22 protein-coding genes are annotated in these 19,803 nt (G+C 38.1%); 16 read left to right on the forward strand and 6 right to left on the reverse strand.

Annotation, left to right across the window (positions count from 1 at the left end; translation table 11 throughout):
* Nucleotides 1-496 precede the first annotated feature (496 nt).
* The 15 genes from BM265_RS15345 to BM265_RS15415 all read left to right on the forward strand — a co-directional run bounded on the left by BM265_RS15345 (nucleotide 497) and on the right by BM265_RS15415 (nucleotide 16,292).
* Nucleotides 497-865 carry a DUF5592 family protein gene (locus tag BM265_RS15345; RefSeq protein ID WP_013499813.1) on the forward strand — a complete coding sequence of 123 codons (369 nt, stop codon included), beginning with the start codon at nucleotides 497-499 and terminating at the stop codon, nucleotides 863-865.
* A gap of 22 nt (nucleotides 866-887) precedes the next feature.
* Nucleotides 888-3,497 (forward strand): VirB4 family type IV secretion system protein, encoded by a 2,610-nt coding sequence (locus tag BM265_RS15350; RefSeq protein WP_207646992.1) that lies wholly within the window; start codon nucleotides 888-890, stop codon nucleotides 3,495-3,497.
* 4 nt (nucleotides 3,498-3,501) lie between these two features.
* A complete protein-coding gene (locus BM265_RS15355) occupies nucleotides 3,502-4,746 on the forward strand; it encodes an Ig-like domain-containing protein (protein WP_074962887.1) in 1,245 nt (414 codons plus the stop codon).
* A 48-nt stretch (nucleotides 4,747-4,794) separates the two neighbouring features.
* The gene (locus BM265_RS15360) at nucleotides 4,795-5,583 is read left to right on the forward strand and encodes a hypothetical protein (RefSeq protein ID WP_074962888.1); all 789 of its coding nucleotides are present in this window, start codon (nucleotides 4,795-4,797) and stop codon (nucleotides 5,581-5,583) included.
* Nucleotides 5,573-6,214, forward strand: coding sequence for a hypothetical protein (locus BM265_RS15365; protein ID WP_074962889.1), 642 nt, complete (start codon nucleotides 5,573-5,575; stop codon nucleotides 6,212-6,214). Before BM265_RS15360 ends, BM265_RS15365 begins: the two co-directional genes overlap by 11 nt.
* 15 nt (nucleotides 6,215-6,229) lie before the next feature.
* Nucleotides 6,230-6,619 carry a hypothetical protein gene (locus tag BM265_RS15370; protein WP_074962890.1) on the forward strand — a complete coding sequence of 130 codons (390 nt, stop codon included), beginning with the start codon at nucleotides 6,230-6,232 and terminating at the stop codon, nucleotides 6,617-6,619.
* Nucleotides 6,620-6,913: 294 nt separating this feature from the next.
* Complete coding sequence (locus tag BM265_RS15375) at nucleotides 6,914-7,372, forward strand: hypothetical protein (RefSeq protein ID WP_074962891.1); 459 nt, start codon at nucleotides 6,914-6,916, stop codon at nucleotides 7,370-7,372.
* Nucleotides 7,372-9,192, forward strand: a complete 1,821-nt coding sequence (gene mobL, locus BM265_RS15380; protein ID WP_074962892.1) for a relaxase MobL — start codon at nucleotides 7,372-7,374, stop codon at nucleotides 9,190-9,192. Before BM265_RS15375 ends, mobL begins: the two co-directional genes overlap by 1 nt.
* Before the next feature lie 264 nt (nucleotides 9,193-9,456).
* Entirely contained in the window at nucleotides 9,457-11,445 is a 1,989-nt protein-coding gene (locus BM265_RS15385; protein WP_177219611.1) for a VirD4-like conjugal transfer protein, CD1115 family, read from the forward strand.
* An 89-nt stretch (nucleotides 11,446-11,534) separates the two neighbouring features.
* Nucleotides 11,535-11,720 (forward strand): hypothetical protein, encoded by a 186-nt coding sequence (locus BM265_RS15390; protein ID WP_013499822.1) that lies wholly within the window; start codon nucleotides 11,535-11,537, stop codon nucleotides 11,718-11,720.
* A gap of 29 nt (nucleotides 11,721-11,749) precedes the next feature.
* On the forward strand, nucleotides 11,750-11,944 hold the full coding sequence (locus BM265_RS15395; RefSeq protein WP_013499823.1) for a hypothetical protein: 195 nt from the start codon (nucleotides 11,750-11,752) through the stop codon (nucleotides 11,942-11,944).
* 82 nt (nucleotides 11,945-12,026) lie between these two features.
* Nucleotides 12,027-12,791 carry a helix-turn-helix domain-containing protein gene (locus BM265_RS15400; protein ID WP_074962894.1) on the forward strand — a complete coding sequence of 255 codons (765 nt, stop codon included), beginning with the start codon at nucleotides 12,027-12,029 and terminating at the stop codon, nucleotides 12,789-12,791.
* 131 nt (nucleotides 12,792-12,922) lie between these two features.
* Nucleotides 12,923-13,432: a helix-turn-helix domain-containing protein gene (locus BM265_RS15405; RefSeq protein WP_074962895.1), complete on the forward strand. Its 510-nt coding sequence runs from the start codon at nucleotides 12,923-12,925 to the stop codon at nucleotides 13,430-13,432.
* Nucleotides 13,429-15,609, forward strand: a complete 2,181-nt coding sequence (locus tag BM265_RS15410) for a type IA DNA topoisomerase (RefSeq protein ID WP_074962896.1) — start codon at nucleotides 13,429-13,431, stop codon at nucleotides 15,607-15,609. The genes BM265_RS15405 and BM265_RS15410 overlap by 4 nt, the downstream gene beginning before the upstream one ends.
* Before the next feature lie 182 nt (nucleotides 15,610-15,791).
* Nucleotides 15,792-16,292, forward strand: a complete 501-nt coding sequence (locus BM265_RS15415; RefSeq protein ID WP_074962897.1) for a hypothetical protein — start codon at nucleotides 15,792-15,794, stop codon at nucleotides 16,290-16,292.
* 265 nt (nucleotides 16,293-16,557) lie between these two features.
* On the opposite strand, the gene BM265_RS15420 is transcribed toward BM265_RS15415, so the two are convergent.
* Together BM265_RS15420 and BM265_RS15425 are read right to left on the reverse strand one after the other, a co-directional pair.
* Nucleotides 16,558-16,767, reverse strand: a complete 210-nt coding sequence (locus BM265_RS15420; RefSeq protein WP_074962898.1) for a hypothetical protein — start codon at nucleotides 16,765-16,767, stop codon at nucleotides 16,558-16,560.
* 31 nt (nucleotides 16,768-16,798) lie between these two features.
* A complete protein-coding gene (locus BM265_RS15425) occupies nucleotides 16,799-18,214 on the reverse strand; it encodes a hypothetical protein (RefSeq protein WP_074962899.1) in 1,416 nt (471 codons plus the stop codon).
* Nucleotides 18,215-18,444: 230 nt separating this feature from the next.
* On the opposite strand from BM265_RS15425, the gene BM265_RS15430 reads away from it, so the two are divergent.
* Entirely contained in the window at nucleotides 18,445-18,852 is a 408-nt protein-coding gene (locus BM265_RS15430; RefSeq protein WP_074962900.1) for a hypothetical protein, read from the forward strand.
* An 85-nt stretch (nucleotides 18,853-18,937) separates the two neighbouring features.
* On the opposite strand, the gene BM265_RS15435 is transcribed toward BM265_RS15430, so the two are convergent.
* From BM265_RS15435 to BM265_RS15450, 4 genes are read right to left on the reverse strand one after another with little or no spacing between them, the layout of a single operon-like run.
* Nucleotides 18,938-19,189 carry a hypothetical protein gene (locus tag BM265_RS15435; protein WP_074962901.1) on the reverse strand — a complete coding sequence of 84 codons (252 nt, stop codon included), beginning with the start codon at nucleotides 19,187-19,189 and terminating at the stop codon, nucleotides 18,938-18,940.
* A 14-nt stretch (nucleotides 19,190-19,203) separates the two neighbouring features.
* Entirely contained in the window at nucleotides 19,204-19,389 is a 186-nt protein-coding gene (locus tag BM265_RS15440; protein ID WP_074962902.1) for a hypothetical protein, read from the reverse strand.
* A 12-nt stretch (nucleotides 19,390-19,401) separates the two neighbouring features.
* Nucleotides 19,402-19,614: a hypothetical protein gene (locus BM265_RS15445; RefSeq protein WP_074962903.1), complete on the reverse strand. Its 213-nt coding sequence runs from the start codon at nucleotides 19,612-19,614 to the stop codon at nucleotides 19,402-19,404.
* Nucleotides 19,614-19,799, reverse strand: coding sequence for a hypothetical protein (locus BM265_RS15450; RefSeq protein WP_074962904.1), 186 nt, complete (start codon nucleotides 19,797-19,799; stop codon nucleotides 19,614-19,616). The genes BM265_RS15445 and BM265_RS15450 overlap by 1 nt, the downstream gene beginning before the upstream one ends.
* Nucleotides 19,800-19,803 lie beyond the last annotated feature (4 nt).

Consider the following 19,803-nt stretch of genomic DNA (forward strand, 5'->3'; position numbering starts at 1 on the left):
AGTCGGCAGGAATTATTACCAAGGGGCATGACCTCGCAATGGAGCTGCGCCGACGCCCTGTTATGGATAGGCAGAACGAAGGAAGTTGGGACTTCACGTGACGAATGATCCCGTTGGACAGAGGAGGTTTGCTGCCGTAACGGATATGGGTCGCATCAAGGCTGTCAAAACAGATCTCTCAAGACGTTTTGTTTGCTATACCCTGATAACGTTAAATCCGGCATTCAATGCTTTGGATCATCCATAACTTGGTTCATTTCTTGAACATAACTTTATGAAATACTGAGATTTCGCGAGTATTTACGAGATTTTACAAGATATTTTGAGGAGTTAATGGTCATAATGGCAATGACGGTAAAAATGGCATTGATGGACTTAACGGACAGAATAATGTTAACACAACATCGAACAATACAGCAAATATCGGCAATGCTTTTAATAAGCCTACCAATAACATTGCTAATGAGCCTACAAATCAACGCAAAGGAGATTAATTATGGGAATGATACCTAAAAAAACCAAATCTGAGACAAAAGTATTCAAAGGTCTGACTGCACAGCGTTTTATGGGGCTTTTTGTCATAATCATGATATCATCAATGATAGGTTCCCTGATAGGTGGAGCGATGCAATGGCTTTTTATCGCTTGTTCTATAATCGTATATTTTATACTGACAGGAAAATCACTTACTAATCCATCTCAGTCTTTTGCCCGCGGTCTGATAAACTTTATCCGATTTAAGTTTGACAACAACTTTTTTATTGGTTCTTCCAATCATGATTATATTGAATACCAGCAGACGATCAAGGAGAAAGAAAATGAAAAGTCTAAGAGAAATAAAAATAAAAAACATAAAGAAAACTAAAAAGGTCCGTGTTACATCAGCGATGTTTCTTGACAATCTGATCGACCTTAATTCATTCAGTGTTCCAGATGAGGAATTCATATTTAAGATAAAGGCTGACGGAAAAGATAAATACATATCGTTGTTGATGGTATCAGGTATTGATATCTTTCATTACACGGACAACGATATGGAATCCGTATTCCAGAACTTTGCCCGGGCAACTACATCAATGAAATGCGCTCACAAGTACATATTTACAACATCATCGCCTTATTTCGAGCAGCAGAAGAACAATCTGCTGCTCAAGCGAAGAAACATCACTCATAAATATATAATGCGTATGATGGCAAGGAAAGAAAATGAGTTTCTTGAATTTGAAGAAAATCACAGTGACAGACTTGCATATCTACTGGTTTTTTCTGATGATATATCTGAGTTGGATGACTGCTGCAAGCGATTCAAGCGTGAAATGATAGATACCAATGTACTTTTTTGCAATGAAGAACAGACAATAGAGTTTTTTAATAAGTATCTTTGTTTTGACACTCAAAGTGAAAAACTGCATACATATACTGAAACGAACGATAAGACACTGCCTACAGAAATTAAGTTTTATCAGAATTATTTTAAGATCGAAGACAAGTACATAACCTCTTTGGTTGTCAATGACTATCCTGCTAACCTTAATGACCTTGAGCTTGCTGCACTTGTATCGACCTTCGCTGACTGCACTATCACATTTGATGTCAAATTCAGATCTAAGCAGATTGTGATTGATGAGATCAAACAATCCCTCAAAGAGTTGCGGTCACGTGCTGTTATTAAGCAGGATGTTGCTGATGATATCGATACTCAGAACGAATTTGATAAACTGACTGCTATATATAATGAAATAAGCAGCGGTAACGAACAGATGGTGTATACTACGCTGCGATTTTTCGTAACTTCAGACAGCTATGAAGAACTAAGTAAGCGTGTAAGAGATATTTCCGTAGAACTTGAAACAAGAGGTATTACATCTTTTGTTCCAATCAACGACCTGAAATCGGAATACTTTGGTATGACAACCGATAGCAATACTATTCAGACTCCTTATCCATTGCAGGATACATATAAACGTCAGTATCCGTTCTATTATCAGTCGCACACGGATCCTTCAGGCATTTTCTTCGGGTATACCGATACTCACGGTTTGAATATTTTTAACTGCTTTTACCGTAACGACAAGCAGGGACGTAACTCCTACGATCTGCTTGCAGTGGGCGTTAAAGGTTCAGGTAAATCTGTAACACTTAAAACTATGCTCCAGGATCAATTACTCCTGGGCAATAAAGTAATGGTCTTAGATATCGAAAATGAATACAGGGATATGGCGCGAATATTCGATGGACAAGTTATACGAATGTCACGCGGCAGCACGATAAATCCGTTACAGATACGCATGACGGTGCTTGCTGATGCTGAAAACGATGATGAAAATGATGGAGCTTCGATAACAAAATCAGAAGCGATATCAATGAACTTCACTTTGGAAATATCCAGAATAAGCTCATTCTTCGGGCAGTATAATCCATCTCTTTCCGACGATGAATTATTCGCGCTGCGTGATGTTCTGGTCGCAGTATATAAGGAAAAAGGCATAACTGATACAACGGATATATCTTCTTTTCTCCCGGAACAGTTTCCTATTTTCAGTGACCTATACAACTATCTCACGAACATTCAAAAGGATCAGACTCTGTCTGAATACGAAAGATCGAACTATAAAAAGCTTGAAACACAAGTCAAGCAGTTATCTAAGTATGGTGCTTTCGGTACGATGTTTGATAACTATACAAATGTAAATATCGATGATAAAAACCTCATCGTCTTTGATGTCAAGCAGATTTCTGAAATGGAAACCAATGTTTATAATGCACAGCTTTTTAATATTTTATCCCTTATGTGGGCAGAAACTTGTAAAAACAGAGAACATAATGCTTTCGTTAGTCCACATGAAAGACGATATATTGTGTGTCTGTTAGATGAAGCTCACCGATTTATCTCTGTAAAAAACAGACAGGTAACGAAATTTATTGAGACTCTTCTCAGGCGTTCACGTAAGTATGATGCAGGATTATGGTTTGCATCACAGTCTATACTGGACTTTCTTCCGTCCTCGGACAGTGCTGAAACAGACGTAATAAAGACAATCTTCCAGCTTATACAGTATAAAATAATACTTAAACAGTCACCTGACAGCATACAAAAACTGCATGAGATATTCAGTCAGTTCACTCTTTCCGAACTGAATAATTCAACTAATTTTCAGGCAGGAGAAATGCTAATGTCACTTTCTGCCGGTCGAAACAAAGTTCATTGCTACAAAATTGCAACCGATTGCGATTTGATGTACATCGGTAATGCACAAGACAGAAGTGAAATTATACATAAGATATTCAATCGCTATTATACTGAAATGAGTATGAAAGAATATGGCAAGCAATTATTAAATGATCCTGCTATCAGAGAAAACTTCTGCAAGGTTTTTACCAATGAGGTACTCAGCATTTTTGGTTTTGAAAAAGAAGATAGTGATTATCTTTATACTCTTGTAGCAAACACTGTTATTTCATTCGGACAAGAACTGATAGATATCGCAAAGGAGTAATGATATGGAAACAAAAAAAAGCAATATAATATATACCTTATTCTTACTCATAACATTTCCACTATTTTTCTTTATGCTGAGTTATCCAGCTATACGAACAAAGGCTAATGACAGTAAAAGTAAGTTCTATAATGAAAGCATTGAATTGGGTGCCTACATGATTAAGGTATCCGATGCGGCATATCTTGAAGATAAATCAGAACTTGATTTTATGCTATCTGTAATAAAAAAATCAGGCAAAACTGAAGAAGTAAAGCCTGAGATAGAGTCAGTATACTATTATTATAAAGGTGGAAAATACAAAGATGTAACATCGAACATGACCATAGATCAGCTGAATGACATATCATCACTTGCAAAAATAAGCGATGCTGAAAGTGAGTTTTCTTATATAGGTATTGCTATCTCTTACAAAGAAAATGACCACTATGCCGATGATAAAGTCGATGAATTCGGTGATACGATCAAGGGTGAGCTGATCGAAGGCAAAACATATAAAGTGGTCATTTGTATAGATAAACGTGATATAGAATTCATGGATTCCAAGGACTACGATCCCAAAGGCAAGGATCTTTCATCAAAAGAAAGTGATGATACCAGCAGTGAATATGAAGATGATTCCTCAAAGCCCGAGTATACTTCTATAATAACTACAACTACAAAACCAATGCTTGAGCCGGAAAGTCAACCGATCACAACGACAAGCAGAACTACTAAAAGCTCATCATCTACTACAAAAAAAGACAACAGTTCCTCCGCTGCTAGTCATAATAATTCAGTAGAAAATGGAAACGTTGGAGGTTATTCAGGTGGGTATTCCGGTGGAGGATATTCAGGCGGAGGTAATAATTACAACGACTATGAAGAACCTCCGAGAGAAGAAGGAACAACAACCACTAAGCAAGTTACAACATCAGTAACAACTACAGCAACAACACCTCAGCCGACCGTTACAACAACACCTGCGCCTGTCACAAGAGCTATTATTCATGTGGACGGTATAAGGCTGGAAACAGACTATGCTGCAAATAATGTTACTCTTAAAATCGGTGAAAAACATAAAATAAAAGCTGTAATATCACCAGATAATGCAGATGACAAGTCAGTAAAATGGGAAAGTAACCGTGAAGATATTGCTGTTATCGATGCAGACGGAGAGATAAAAGCAGTCGGAAAAGGTAAGGCTATAATCACCGCAACGACAAATGACGGCGGTCTGAAAGCAAGCTGCATGGTGACAGTATCATAAATAATGTGTCTATAGACACAGATATCATTAAAAAAGGAGAATAAAAAAATGACTGATAAAAACAATATATCATACGATAAATATCCGTTTCATGACGATGTTAAGCTTTCTTATTTCGGCAGATCTGACAAGGAAATCGACTACATAATCAGGCAAGGAATTGATGATTTTAAGAACGGAAGATCGTTTCCCGAGAACGGTAATTTCAACGGACTTGACAATTACAGCGTTATGATGGAGATAAATAATACTGTTGTCGGTGTTCGTCTGCCCGATCTTACCTATGCAACATGGAACGGTAATACAACAGATGGTGTCAGCAACGGACACTATATGATGACAAGAAAAAGTGCTCTTGAAGACTTCGCAATACGCGCAAATATCATCGACAAGCAGAGGTATATTACTAACGATGAATACTCTAAGATAATGATTGACGGTCTGATTCCCGAAAGAATAAGAGATGATATTTCCGAAAACTTGCAGGATAATCTTGACAGTTACGGCTCGGATGGTTTCACTTTCTGCGTTATTTCATATGCAGGAAATAGCGTAGCAACCTCCATGAATATGATGGATAACGATACATTTTACGAACATATCAGAGATTTCTTTGATGAAAACGATTGGTATCCTGACGGCGATTATGTTGATTTTCGGGTGACAGAATATAAATACGGATTTGGTAAAAGCACTGCAACAGATAAGCAAATCGAATATATAAATAACCATCTCGATAACGTATTACTGTTCTCACAGGAAACGGATCATCAAGCTTTTGAAGTAGACAGGCAGTATATTTTGAACCTTGACATGGGAGAATATCATGGACGATAATAACTTTTTTGAATATCCGTACAGCGAATTCCGCGATGGTGTTGAACAGGATTTCACCGAGAATGTCAGAGTAAAAAAGAAAGTATTTTATAAAAACATAGGTATAATAGCTGCCGGTATAGTATGTATGTTACTGTTCGTTCTCAGGCTGCCAAGCATATTCCTGTGGTTAGGTATAATACTTCTTATCGTTGGTTCTGTTCTATTCAAAAACACGTCAAAGCACGATGAACACTTGCTTGAAATATATGCCGGAGAACGTAAGATGGAGCTTATATATTATACAAACAGCTATCGTTTCAAGCGTGTTCTGAATGTAGCTTATGAAGATATTCTACGTGCAGAATTCGCTAATAACAGCTATGAAAAATTTCGTTTGTGCTTTAAAACCAGTGAAGATACAAACCTAAGTTCATTCACTTTGGACAACAAAAAGCTTGACGAACCTCTTGAAAATATATTAGAATTTGACCTTGCTCCTAACTCACTTGAACAAGGTTTCTTTTTATATCTTGCTTCAAGCTGTTTCGTTATCCGTAACTACAACAGGAAGAAAATTGAGAAAAAATACGGAACAGCCGAGGAATATTTTAATAATATAGGTGCTGATTTCTTTTCTCCCGGAGAATAAAAAGGAGTAACTTATATGAGTAAGAGTAAGAATGATATTCACATAAGAGGTCTTTCAGATAAAACGCTTAATGAACTAGATAATATAATGATAAAGCGTGGAATAGTATCAAGGAATGATATGATATGCAAAATTATTGAGGAATATGTTGCCTGCAATAATGATGAAATGGTAGAATATCTTCCAAAAATCGTTCGATCTCTGTGTGAAACAGAGATAAAAAACACATCTGCTAATTCAACTGAGGTCCTTACAGATGTTTACAGAACACTGCTAAGATTGATTAGAATTACGCAGAAACTTGAAAATTTTCTCTATCCTGAACTTGATAAAAATGATGTAAACGACCTGAATTCTAAGCAGCTTTTGGCGATTATAGAATCTGCGGAACAAGCTTCGCCTTGATTCAGTCAAAAATCAGCATCTAAAAAGAGTATATCCGTATATCCAAATAGCTATAAACAGTATATCTGTATATCCAAAACAGTATATCCGTATATCTGTTTTGAGAATATTCAGCTAAACGAAGTATATCCGTATATCCGAATTAGTATATCTGTATATCCATTTTATACTAACCAGTTCCCACGTTTTTGACCTTAAAAGTGCGGTACTACCGCACTTTCTTACTGGAGATGTCCCATCTCCTTTATGCTCATTACCTATTTATCAGCCGCAATAAAAAAAGGAGTGATTGAAATGCCCAAAACCAAAAGACTATTTTCACTGGATGACCGAACATTAGATTTATTAGACCTATTGAAAACAGAACGTGGTCTTACAAATACATCAGAATTATTAAGAGTGCTGATACTGGAAGCAGCCATTGCCGAAAACATCACAAGCGACTATGGTGAACTGCCGAGTACATCAGAACGTAAACGGGCTAAATCTGATATAGCGTCTAGGCTTGACCGTATGGAAGTAGCTTTATCCAAGCTGTCACATCAGATGGGTGACATTAAAGAATACACCTACGAAACACGAGACGGAGTTAACAGCTACCTAAACTTTTTAGGAGTTGAAAACACAGATACAGCTGACGAAAACATTAACAGCCAAACGATACATAAAAGCATACAACAGGCAAAACAAAATTACAACTCTCAGATGCGGCAAAATGCAATTAATAAAGCTAACTTCGGAGGTGGATACTAATGGCTACACCCGCCGTTGTATTCAAAATACAATTCCTTTACAACTGGTACATCCGATCTGATACACAAAGTAACAGCAATACCAAATATGTTAAAGGTGATTTTACTGACTACCTGGAACGACCATCTGCATTTCTTCCTAAACTGCATAGTAAGGAGCAAGAATACAAAGACTTTCTTGACTATATGAAGAACGATGAAAAATCGAAAGGCGCATTTGATACTGAACACGATCTGCTCTCACACGAACAGCTGAACGATTATAGGTCACAGGAAATGACAGCTCGTGAAAATGGTTGTCCCAAATATAGTGGGGTAATTTCATTTAACAATGAGTTTCTGCGTAACAATGGTATTCTTGTTGGAAGTAACATTGACTACATTAAGCTGAAAAATGTCGCACGTAACGGTATCAATAAGATGATCGACAAGTCAGACAAGCTTTCCGCTGATAACATCAACTGGATAGGTGCGATACATGAAAACACAGATAATATCCACATACATTTTGCTATGTATCCGCTGGAAAGAACTACACGCAGGAATCACAAAGATAAAAATCAGGACTGCATAGAACAGGATGCTATCAAAACATTAAAGTCAACGATAGCAAACGGCATAATCAATCAGACACATACACCCGAGATAACACGCATTAAACGTGAGATACTTTTTCCTCAGCTGTCCGATGCTATGGGCGATGCCGAAAAGATGCTGCTTGAACTGGCAAATAAATTTCCGCCGAATATTGCAATGCAGTATGGTAATCATCGAATGAAACCTTTCCAGCGCGAGATCGACAAGTGTGTTGATAAGATAATCGGCTCGGATCCCGAACTTAAAAAGTCATTTGACTTGTATGTATCATCGTTAGGTATGATGGATAGGCAGTATCAGGAGTTCTATGGTAACGAATCGCAGGCGTTGACATATTCGGAACATCAGATGGAGGACTTCTATAATCGTGCCGGAAACATTCTGCTGAAACACATTAAGGAGATGAAAAACGGTGAATATCCTGATACCGGGTCCGATGAACTTATAAAACGATTGAGCGATAAGGGTGTATCCGGGAGAGAAGAAAAAAAGGATATTGATGAACTTCGGGATTATCTGCTCAGTAATAACAAATACATCAGCAACTATAATATTGCGAACAAAGCGCTCGGTCTTATCAAAGACGATGATGACATCAAACGACTTGAAAGTGTTGCCGATATTTCTGACACAGCTGCATTTACACTTGGTATGTACTACAAGGATAAAGACAAAAAACTATCCGAAAAATATCTGCTTATGTCGGCAAACAATAATGACCGTGATTCTCAGTATCAGCTGGGCAAACTTTATCTGGCTGACGATGATATAAAGCAAGGTGCAGAATGGATGCGGCGCTCTGCCGATAACGGTCACGCTTATGCACAATATGCTTACGGAATAATGATGCTAAAAAACGATAGTCCCGAAGAGGGGTTATATTATCTTAATAACTCATTCAAAAACGGAAACAAGATCGCGCATAAGGTGGCGCAGTCATATAAGAAAAAGCTAGAAAGAGAAGAAACAAATCAAAACACCACAAACGTTTCTACCCCAAAAACTGTAACAAACAATCGCGGTAAAAGCATACGCAGAACAAAAAAAGCGCCGATGCTGCGTCGATCAGTAGCCGCATCGACTTATAATGCCAATATGTGCTGGTCACAGCTTAGAAGCATCATGGCTGAATATGATGCACATATAAAGCAACTTCAACGTGAATTCGACTATGAGAATCAGATCAGCAATGATGATTACCTCGAATACACCCCATACTATTAAGGTGTTATCCGAGAGGAAAGAAAAAGGAAATGGATAGGTGATGATGAAATGGAAGAAAAAAACAAAGATAACAGGGGTTTGGTGAGATTATGTCAACTACTGGGCTTTTCGCTGTTTTTCTTTTTGCTGATAAATGTCGCGCTCAATTATTTTATACTTGCAACCAAAGCCGTATCTGTACTTAATGATAAGCAAGCTGTAAATAAAATCCTGAAATTCCAAATCGAATTTCTTTACAAACAACCTAAAGGGGTTGATTTGCCGATGGTTTTACTACCCACCTTTGTAACTGCTTTCTTCATAACTTATAAGCTCGATGTCAAATGGCACGTTACACATGATAACCAAGAGATAAAGGGTAAAGACCGATTTCTCAACAAAAAGGAACTGAAAAAAATGTTCTACTCTTTTTCTGAAAATAATATGGAGAGTGCTGAGAAAAGCGGTATAATACTTGCGTACGAAAAAGGCAAATACTATATCGACTGTGAAACGATACACAGCCTTATCATAGGTACCACACGTTCAGGTAAAGGTCAGACCTTTGTACTGCCCATGATACGTCATATCGCTCTATCTAAATCAAAGCACAGCATGGTGCTGAACGATCCTAAAGGTGAGCTGCTGGAGAATACTTATAAACTACTAAAAGATAACGGATATAATGTAGTGGTGCTCAATCTGCGAGATACGAAAAAATCATCTTTATGGAATCCTTTGCAAGTAATCATCGACGAATACAAACGCTGTCGCAAAGAAAATGATGATCTATCCATTTGTATTACTATGATAGATTCTGTTGCTGACACATTCACTCATAATGATAAATCGGATCCTATCTGGCCCAAAAGCGCAAAAGCACTCCTAATAGCCATGATACTATATCTTCTTGAAAAAGGATACGATAACAACTGCATCGAAAATGTATCAATGTACTCAGTATATCAGATGTTTATTGACTTCGGTGCCCAAAATGAACGCCGTGAAAAACGTGAAGTCAATGCTCTCGATGAACTCTTTCAAGAACTCCAGCGCAAGGATCCTCAGAATCCTGCCGTGGCTGCTTATGCGGTATCACGATTTTCGTCTGGCGAGATGCGTTCTTCTATTTTTTCTACTCTTGCATCCAATATCAATATTTTCGGCTCAGATCAAGGTATAGCAAAGCTCACCTCGGGCAATCAGATCAATTTCTATGAACTTGTTGATCCCGAAAAACCTATGGCTGTATTTATGGTGGTTCCCGATGACAATCCCGCACGTTGGGTAATCAGTTCCCTGTTCGTTAATCAGTGCTATAATACACTGGTTGCGCTCTCTTCAAAGTGTGCAGGTCAGAAACTTCCGCAGCGTGTGCATTTTATCCTCGATGAATTTGGTAACATGGTCAGAATTCCTGATATGGACAGTAAGATAACAGTCGGTGCAGGACGAAATCTGCTTTTTAATATGTTTATACAGGATCTTAATCAACTTGACACCAAGTATGGTGATGCTGCCAAAACAATACGATCTAACTGCGGCAACATGATTTATATAAATTCTATGGACAATAATACCAATAAATACTTCTCAGAAATTCTCGGAACAACAACTATCGAATACACAACATACAGCGGAAAACTCAGCGAATTTGTTGAACACCAAAACCTTGTTGTTGAAGGACGCGCTCTTATGACTGCAAGTGAATTGTCAACGATGCCCTTTGGTTCAGCCGTAACCAAAAGGCAAAGGATGTATCCGATAAAGACACGATTCGAACCGTTTTATAGGCTGAATATCAAGATCACTTCTCAGGAAGATATTGCAAAAGATTGTAACCTGATAGATATGCCCCTTTCTGATACTATTTTTGATATGGAATTACTATGGAAACCTCTTTTTACGCCTAAACTAAATGATCAAGGGAAAAAAATGCTTGAGAATGATGAGAACGGCTTTGCACAGCCTGTGACGAATTGGAACGATGTTCGTAAATCATTTGAAGCACGAAAAAAGGTCAAGCTTGAAAAGAATGTCCGCACTGATTTCGCAAATACCGATGTTAATGAAAGCGTTGCTCTCAATTCAACGCTGCAAGTCATCATTAAAAAGCTGGACGAACTGTCCGGCGGGCAGTTCACTAATGAATATAAAAACAATAATCTGAGCGAAGTCGAGAAAATAATAAAAATGGCTATCGGGCGCGGTAAGCTGGATATGACAGAACGTGAAGAAATACGAAAGTACATAGATAACTCTCACAATGTGTAATCAATTAATGAATTATCTAACTTTTCTTGTAAAAGAGGTTGACAAACACTCCTGTTTCGGATATACTATAATCATAAAGAGGTGATACAATGGCTGTTTCAGAAGCTCATCAGAAAGCCAATATCAAATGGGGCAAAGAGAACTTAACTAATCTAGCAGTCAGACTTCGCAAAGAAAAGGCTGCTAAGTTTAAAGAACTTGCGTACAAAAACAATACAACACCAAACGCTCTATTCAAAGAATTCGTAGATAAATATATTGAGGACAACTCTTGACATACACAACCGATTATGGAGGTGATAGAATGGCATTGACAGAAGCTCAAAAAAAGGCAAATGCAAAATGGAATAAGGCAAATATGAAACAGATTGCAGTAAATGTACGAAAAGAAAAAGCGGAGATGTTTCAGGAACTTGCAAGACAAAACGGTACAAATCCCTCTGCGATCTTTCGGGAAGTTATCGATAAATACATAGAAGAACATAATAATAATACTTGACATACACTATGGAATAGTGTATAATATAAAGCAGACAGATCTAAACTGTCTGCTTTTTTATTTTATTAGATCGAGGTGTAAAATGAAAATACCAAATAAACTGCTGGAGCTGTCCCGTAACGAACTAATGGTAGCCTGCCGCCTGTACAGCATCGTTAACCGTCACACCAAGCTGACAACCAACGGATATGCAGTCTGCATCAAGCAGGAAACGATAGCAGCAAGCTGTGGACTGTCTGTAGCAACCGTTAAGCGTGTTTTAAAGGCTTTGTCTGAAAAGGGTATCATTACTCACCAATATCGTCAGACACGCGCTAACGGCTGTCTGGGTGCGACTCACTACGATCTGCAAGCCTTTTCTTTCCTCTCGGATTATTTTTATATGCCTAACGATGTTTTTAAGCTGGGTCTGTCGCAGAAGATGTTCTATGCGTATGCGCTTTTCTGTAAGTTGGCTGACAGCAATAAAAGATCCTTCTTCCATAGCTACAACGACCTTGCCGAGATGATGCAGCTTAAACGCAGTGAAGTCATAGAGCTTGTCGGTGCGCTTATAAAAACAAGGCTAGTATTCCGCACAAGGCGCAGAACAAAGGCAGGCGATCACACAGATAATTTGTACTTCATTGTATTGAGAGTCAAGGGGCGAATAAAGAAAAAATGGGCAAAAGAAATGAGAGCCCCTAGGACAAGGCTCTCAAATCAAAACGTGATTAAAAAAACAATTTCAAATCCACCAGCAAACCCACCAGAAGATCTTGCAAATATAATATCACAAAAAAATAATTTTGTCAAGGCTTATGGAAAAAAATGCTGCAATTATTTTTACGATGAGGGTGGGGGCTGATTTGAGCTGTCATTATCAGTACCCACTTTGTATTATCCTAGAGAAAGAAAAAATATATTTAGTTTATAAAACTATGTATATTATCGTAGAATATAAAGCAGCGTATTATTGTGAGGAAAAGGTGTGTTACTATGAAGAAAATAACAGCTCGTGATTATCTGAGAATAATGCGTGAGAATTACGGAACGATCAATTACTGCGCAGAAACCTGTGGATTCAAGGCAAGTGACTTAGGGAATATTGAAGCCGGGGTTGAGAACGATATCCGCGTGATAGCGAACACGTTCTTTCTTTTCTCCCGGAGATTTGGATTGAACTACTATGAGCTCATGATGATGGAAGCTAAGTTTCAGTTAGGTGATGAACCACCCAAAACTAAACCTAAAGCAAATGTATCCTTTGCGGAACTGCTAAAGAAAACACGAACACAGGCGGGTATATCACAAGCCAAGCTTGCTGATACTATATGCTGCACTAAGTTCACTGTGTACACATGGGAATGCGGTGACAACATACCTGATCTAGAAATGCTTGAACGAATCTGCTATGCATTGAAAGTTCCAGCCGATTTTTTCGATGCAGTATACAAAGCTGAACGATTTCAGCCGAGAACTCCAAGAGAAAGGAAAAAGAAAACATGAAAAAGCTTATAATATGCGAAAAACCAAGTTTAGCAAAGAACGTCCGTGATGCGATAGCACATCGTGAGAATGTTCAGCGTGTAGGCAACAAGGACTTGTATTACTACGAAAGCAGCAGCTATGTTATTACGTTCTGCTTCGGACATCTTCTTACTCTCGGGGAGCCTGAAAAATACATTCCGGAGGGAGAAACTGCTGTCCTTCCGATAATACCCGCGAATTTCAGGCTGTTCCCGAATGACAAGGACTGTGCAAGGCAGTACTCGCTTATCAAGAAGCTGATGGATATTCCTGAGATCGACGGTATCATACACTGCGGTGATGCGGACCGTGAGGGTGAGATCATCGTGCGTAACGTCCTCCGCGTCGCTAGGAACACAAAGCCTGTGTATCGTCTGTGGCTGCCGGAACAGACCGAAAGCACGATACTGAAAGCCCTTAGCTCACTGGAAAATGACAACAAATACGATGATCTGGCTAACGCTGGATATGCGAGAACATTTGTCGATTGGCTGTTCGGCTATAATCTTTCCCGTTATCTGATGCAGAAAGCTAATGTCCGTAAAGGCTGGGGCGTTGGTCGAGTAATTATCCCGATAGTCGATACCGTGTATCAGCGCGAACTTGAAATACGCAACTTCGTTTCGACACCGTATTTTCAGCTTCATGGTGAAACGGAAAAGGACGGCATAAAGGTCACTGTCACCGATAAGGAAAAATACGATACTCAGGAACAGGCACAGCTGCGGCTTACAGAACTGTCATCGGGTGTATATCGGGTCGGCAGCATCGATACGAAAAAAGCTGTTGTCACTCCGCCAAAGATGTTCTCACTAGATACGCTGCAAGGTAAGCTATCAAAGGACCTGGGTATGACACTCGACAAGTCGATGCCCATTATCCAGTCGTTATACGACAAGAAATTTATTACATATCCCCGCGCTGATACTGAGTATTTCGCAGATGAAGAAAAAGCAGATGTATTCGCTGTTGCTGACAAGATGAATGCTGTATATTCCCTCGATCTTGAACACAAGGACAGCAAAAAGATCTTTGACAGCAGCAAGGTGGAAAGTCACTCGGCTATCAGACCTACGCTTAACTTTCCGACAAGTGAAAGCGGTCTGTCCGATGATGAACAGAAGGTCTATAACACGATAGTCAAGCGTTTCTGCGCGGTATTTGCTCCGCCTTGTACCGTCAACAGGACCGTGATAGTTTTCACCGATGGTACTCATGAATTCAAGATAAAGGGTGATACTCCCCTTACTCCCGGTTTCCGTCGATATGAACCGCCTAAGAAAACCGATGATAATGATGAAGATAACAAAACGCTCCCTTCTTTTTCTCCCGGAGAACTTGTATCATTCTCTTGGGTCATCGACAATAAGATGACAAAGGCTCCTCCGCGTTATACCATTGATTCCCTTAATGCGTACCTTAAAGCACCTTTTGCTAAATCATCATCTGCCCAGGATAACGATGACTCCCCTGCCGATGACAGCGAACTGTATGAAGCTGTAAAAAAGGGCATGGAGATTGGCACTGTAGCAACCAGAACGGGACTTATAACCAAATGCGTAAAGACCTACAAATACCTCGATATAAAGCAGGGAAAGTATTACTGCACCGAAAAAGGTGAAGCTTTCATTGGATATCTTCATCAGCTGAATATAGACCTTTTCACAGAAAGAAACATCGAATTCAATATGATGATAAAATCGGTCGAACTTGGAAAAGAAACAATGCAGCACTCAATAGATAAAACTGCCGATGAGATACGCAGGATAATCGCACAGGACGTTACTGTTAGTTCCGCACAGAAATTTACAGACAGCAACAGTTTAGGAAAATGTCCTTTCTGCGGCAGTGATATACTTGACGGTACTAAAAACTTTTACTGCTCGGCATACAAAAACGGGTGCAAATTCGTAATTTTCAAGAACACATACTGTCATTTCTCATTTGTTAAGGACGGTAAGGAAATTAATTATTCAAAGCCAATGTCACTGACGAAATCCAACTGCAAGGCTCTTCTAAGCAGCGGCAGCACCACGGTCAGCATCGAGGAGAAGAACGGCAAGGGCAAGTACAAGATCGGTGTTACTTTCAAGCCTGATAATAAGCATGAGTTTGTCGGTATAGAGCGTATCCGGGAGAAGAAGAAAGAGGGTTGATGTTTTAGATTAAGCGATGTCTATCTACCCTGCATTTATATCAGCATCTTAAGAAAGATTGCGAAAAATCTGTATTTTCGCAAACAGGCTATTGACATCGCACACTTTTTATGCTATGATAACCAAAGGTCAAGGAATGAGCCTTGACCAAAACTTAAAACCTTGAAAGGACGGTTTTTATTATGAATACAGTGACAGCAAACTATTTGTACAACCTTATTTTTAACAACACAAAGTATGAGGGTGACGGTCACTTCCTCGGCAACAAGGCTTTTATTTCAAAAAATAATAAACTTGTGCAGATCGAGTTCTTAAAGGGCAACAAGATAGGAAACTTTAAGGAAGGTCTGAGAGATATTACTATCAAAATCAAACTCAAATCCATGTCAGCAAATGGCGAGGAAATCGAAACCTGCATGAGTTTTTATGATGAAACAAATAAACTGTTTCTTGCTGATTTTAACGGTTTTGTTGGCGTTGATCCGACAAAGGCTTATGATTGCATAGATGAAACTTTCTGTTTTGTAGGTGATATAAACATGATTGCTAAATATGAGGACTTCCTCACAAATCTGCTTAAACCCAATGAAGTTAAGCCACTAAGGGCTAGGTCTGCCCTCCGCTATTTCTTGCGTTGCATGGGCAAAAACATATCATCTTTCCTAGACTTTATATTCGAGTGAAAACATAGTAGAATAAGTTGTAAACACGTTCATTTGAAACAAAATGAGCGTGTTTTGTTTTACATAACCGCCTTTCGAGTGAAGCAGAAAGGACGAATTTATCAAAGGGAGGTAAAGTAACCGGTTATACGCTTACAGTGTGTCTATAGACACAGTTCAGCAACCAAAAAGCGTCCGACACTCACCGAAAGGTGGTGTCAGACGCTTTGTATTCTTATTAGCTTATTGGTTGCGGTATAATAGTCTGTGCAATTTAACCTCATACTCACTGAGGATTATTAGGGTTGTTATTCTTGTTTTTGCCTTTGCCTATACTTCTAAATATGATGCCGAATAAAATAAGAGCCAGTCCTCCAACTGTAAATATCAGGAAAAAGAAATCATTAAGCATTCTCCATTCAAAGGCTAATTCTGCAATTACTGCCAGAATTGCTACAATTCCAAGCGCCAAAATAAAATCTCCAAACTTCTTCATAATAAATAACCTCCTAATTAATATCATTGTTTTACGGTATATTATCGCTCATTGGGTCAGGTATAAGTTGAGGTATATCATCGCTCTTCGTTGTTTTTACGCTTTTGGCAAATTCAAAAAACCAACTATCTGCGCTTTCAAGTTCTTCATCAGATATGCTTTCTTTGCCATCGCATGGTGCAACAGCAAACGAGAACATAGTATCCACAAAGTTTTCATCCATGCAATGCACGTCTATTAATGAATAACTTCCTCTCTTGCTCTCATTCTTATAGTCATGCATGGTGTTATCTCTTAATATAATAACTGCTCTGTTTCCATCTTTTTTGATAGTATATGTAAACAGTTTAGAATCTATATGTCCAAAAAGACTTAAATCTCTTATTTCTTTTTCACAAAGATTTTTAAGATTATCATCCGTGTATTCCGTAAGGTCAAGCTCCTTTGCACTACCACCGAGTTTGTGTATTGCATATCTCTGACCATTCACTTCATATACGTAAGCACATTTCTCGTAGTTCATATATGCGGGAAGTTCATAATTTATATCGAAACTGTAATCACTCATTTGATCCCAAGAGCAACTCGAGAAGCTTTTTATTTCCTCTGGTTTCGGAATATCTTCAAATGAACCGATATAATGTTTTGCCGAATTTAAATATTCGCTGTTGATCCAAATGTTTGATACGGTTTTAGTTTTAAGGTCTATTTTTACTGAATAATAATATCCGGTTCTGCTGTAAACACCCTCTTCTAGTTCTTTTTGGTATGATGTGATGCTGGAATCAAGAATATCATTATTTCCTTTTGGTTCAATATAAGCATCCGTCACCATATCCTTTATGTAAAAAAGAGTATCCACATCTTCTAAATCGGGTTCGCCCCAAAGCTTGCGGACATCCTCTATCGGCATACCTACCTTTACTCCTTTTGGAAATACCACATCATTAATGTCTGATAATGAAATAACATTACAATCCGATAATAACTGCTTTTCATCTTTTGTTTTAGTGAAGAAAAAGCTTGTTTTAACATCATCGATAATAACATCATAAATACTCGATTCTGCAATGACCGTTGATGGATCATCACCTTGGGTTATTCCATCATTCGCATCATCAGCAAGTTCTACACCGTCCATCTCAAACAGTTCCTTAGCCGTCATGGGCAACTTTATTACCTTTTCACCAATCTGAAATACATCAGTATACATTTCCGCATTCAGTACTTCATCAGCTATCTTTGTCTCAGAATCGCTTTCATTATCCGCGGCACTGTCATTATTTTGATTTTCTTCATTTCCACTTTTTTCGACTTCTGTTTTATCATTAGAAATTTTACTGGACTGTGTAACGATTTTGCTTTCGTTATCTGCATTTCCGCAGCCTGTGATACAGCCACAGATGCATATAGCTGTTATGAGTGATATTAATGCTTTTGTTTTCATAAAAATACTCCTTAGAATATGATTTTGTAACATAAATATTATACCTGAATTAAGAAAAGATGTCAATAGATTTGTTAGGTGTCCTGGACAAAAATAAAAGAGATTATATTTTTAACTGTACAATATTTTTCTCTAATAGATATTGACTTTTGGGCTAAGATGTGATATATTATTAATTATAGATAGACATTATATGAAATTGTACGATTGATAGTTGGAGGTGTGTTACTATGAATTATAAGATAATCAATGATGAAGGTGACAAATTCTGTATGACGTGTATCATAATTTCACTACTTCTCAACATTGGTATAGCATATCTATACATGACTCGCTTCAATGGATTCAATATTGGAATTCAGTTATTAATCGCTTTTCTGATAACATTGGCAGCATTTGGAGGTGGACAGATTTATAAATACCACATTGGTCATATAATACAAGTTGTTTCATCAATTTGTTATGCAAGCTTTATTACCGGATTTGGCGCACATCTTTTCAAATATAAGGAAATAACATTAATTCGCACCATTGCTTTTTTATTCATAATATATATGGAGTTGGGTGTGCATATATTTATCTGGGCTTTCCGTGATCGAATAATAAATAAATACAAGCATATTATGCGTAGAGAATAACTTATATCCACTAAAGTGTGTCTATAGACACACTCCCAAAAAGAGCACTCGTTCAAGTGTTTTGCACTTGAATGAGTGCTCTTTTCTATTGCTCCCAAATATCATAAAGCATATCAAGTGCCTTTTCAACTTCACCTGTATAGGCTTCTGGTTGATTCTGCTTTTCTAACTCTCGATCAATTTGCTGTTGTTCATATCTATGCTGTGAAGATAAGCTTTCAGAATAGCCGTTGTTATAAGCAGTTATCATGTATTCTCTGCCACGATAATTATAGATCAGATACGTGATATACGAATTGTACTTATCCTTAATTGCTGCAATTAATTCAGCTTTCATATCACCAGCTCCTTCTATAGCTTTCCGTAGTATTTGATAGCCTTGATAATAGGATCTCCACAATTGTTGGCTTTACCAAGAATGACCAGTTCTTCATATACTGTTTTCTCCGCTTGTTCTTTGGATTCAGCCTTCACAGCCACACTCTTTGGTATGCTCTTGAAATTTGACCACCGGAAATACACGTTGTAAATATTCATTCTATCACCTACCTAAAAAACACATTCCTTAACACCGTATATAAAAACATTGCCGTACTCACGATATGCTATGCCTTTTGAAATCAACAAGTCCGAATATTCTTTAAGTTGCTTATCTGTCATAGCAAACGTTACATTATATAGATCATTTTTCATCGGCTTCAAATCGCAGGGAGGACTATTCTTGATATTATTCATGAGCACGATAAACCTTTCATTAGTCATCAACTCACCCCCTCTCGTCTAACATCTTCAGCTTCCATGAAGTAGAAGTATCCATCATTGAGTCTGTTCAGCTCGTTGCAGTTTTCCTGAGCTTCCTTATCCGTACAGTACCGAGTCGATACGTGAAGATCTTTGCAAGTAGCCTTTTCACCGATCTGCTTGAAAAAATAGTGAACTGTTTTCATATCA

Origin of the sequence: Hominimerdicola alba (assembly GCF_900112155.1) — a bacterium.
Classification (GTDB): Bacteria; Bacillota; Clostridia; order Oscillospirales; family Ruminococcaceae; genus Hominimerdicola; species Hominimerdicola alba_D.

Bases quoted from the DNA above. Each gene is read 5' to 3' on its own strand.
- BM265_RS15345 (WP_013499813.1), top strand. From the start codon at position 497: ATGGGAATGATACCTAAAAAAACCAAATCTGAGACAAAAGTATTCAAA.
- BM265_RS15350 (WP_207646992.1), top strand. From the start codon at position 888: ATGTTTCTTGACAATCTGATCGACCTTAATTCATTCAGTGTTCCAGAT.
- BM265_RS15355 (WP_074962887.1), top strand. From the start codon at position 3,502: ATGGAAACAAAAAAAAGCAATATAATATATACCTTATTCTTACTCATA.
- BM265_RS15360 (WP_074962888.1), top strand. From the start codon at position 4,795: ATGACTGATAAAAACAATATATCATACGATAAATATCCGTTTCATGAC.
- BM265_RS15365 (WP_074962889.1), top strand. From the start codon at position 5,573: ATGGACGATAATAACTTTTTTGAATATCCGTACAGCGAATTCCGCGAT.
- BM265_RS15370 (WP_074962890.1), top strand. From the start codon at position 6,230: ATGAGTAAGAGTAAGAATGATATTCACATAAGAGGTCTTTCAGATAAA.
- BM265_RS15375 (WP_074962891.1), top strand. From the start codon at position 6,914: ATGCCCAAAACCAAAAGACTATTTTCACTGGATGACCGAACATTAGAT.
- mobL (WP_074962892.1), top strand. From the start codon at position 7,372: ATGGCTACACCCGCCGTTGTATTCAAAATACAATTCCTTTACAACTGG.
- BM265_RS15385 (WP_177219611.1), top strand. From the start codon at position 9,457: ATGGTTTTACTACCCACCTTTGTAACTGCTTTCTTCATAACTTATAAG.
- BM265_RS15390 (WP_013499822.1), top strand. From the start codon at position 11,535: ATGGCTGTTTCAGAAGCTCATCAGAAAGCCAATATCAAATGGGGCAAA.
- BM265_RS15395 (WP_013499823.1), top strand. From the start codon at position 11,750: ATGGCATTGACAGAAGCTCAAAAAAAGGCAAATGCAAAATGGAATAAG.
- BM265_RS15400 (WP_074962894.1), top strand. From the start codon at position 12,027: ATGAAAATACCAAATAAACTGCTGGAGCTGTCCCGTAACGAACTAATG.
- BM265_RS15405 (WP_074962895.1), top strand. From the start codon at position 12,923: ATGAAGAAAATAACAGCTCGTGATTATCTGAGAATAATGCGTGAGAAT.
- BM265_RS15410 (WP_074962896.1), top strand. From the start codon at position 13,429: ATGAAAAAGCTTATAATATGCGAAAAACCAAGTTTAGCAAAGAACGTC.
- BM265_RS15415 (WP_074962897.1), top strand. From the start codon at position 15,792: ATGAATACAGTGACAGCAAACTATTTGTACAACCTTATTTTTAACAAC.
- BM265_RS15420 (WP_074962898.1), bottom strand. From the start codon at position 16,767: ATGAAGAAGTTTGGAGATTTTATTTTGGCGCTTGGAATTGTAGCAATT.
- BM265_RS15425 (WP_074962899.1), bottom strand. From the start codon at position 18,214: ATGAAAACAAAAGCATTAATATCACTCATAACAGCTATATGCATCTGT.
- BM265_RS15430 (WP_074962900.1), top strand. From the start codon at position 18,445: ATGAATTATAAGATAATCAATGATGAAGGTGACAAATTCTGTATGACG.
- BM265_RS15435 (WP_074962901.1), bottom strand. From the start codon at position 19,189: ATGAAAGCTGAATTAATTGCAGCAATTAAGGATAAGTACAATTCGTAT.
- BM265_RS15440 (WP_074962902.1), bottom strand. From the start codon at position 19,389: ATGAATATTTACAACGTGTATTTCCGGTGGTCAAATTTCAAGAGCATA.
- BM265_RS15445 (WP_074962903.1), bottom strand. From the start codon at position 19,614: ATGACTAATGAAAGGTTTATCGTGCTCATGAATAATATCAAGAATAGT.
- BM265_RS15450 (WP_074962904.1), bottom strand. From the start codon at position 19,799: ATGAAAACAGTTCACTATTTTTTCAAGCAGATCGGTGAAAAGGCTACT.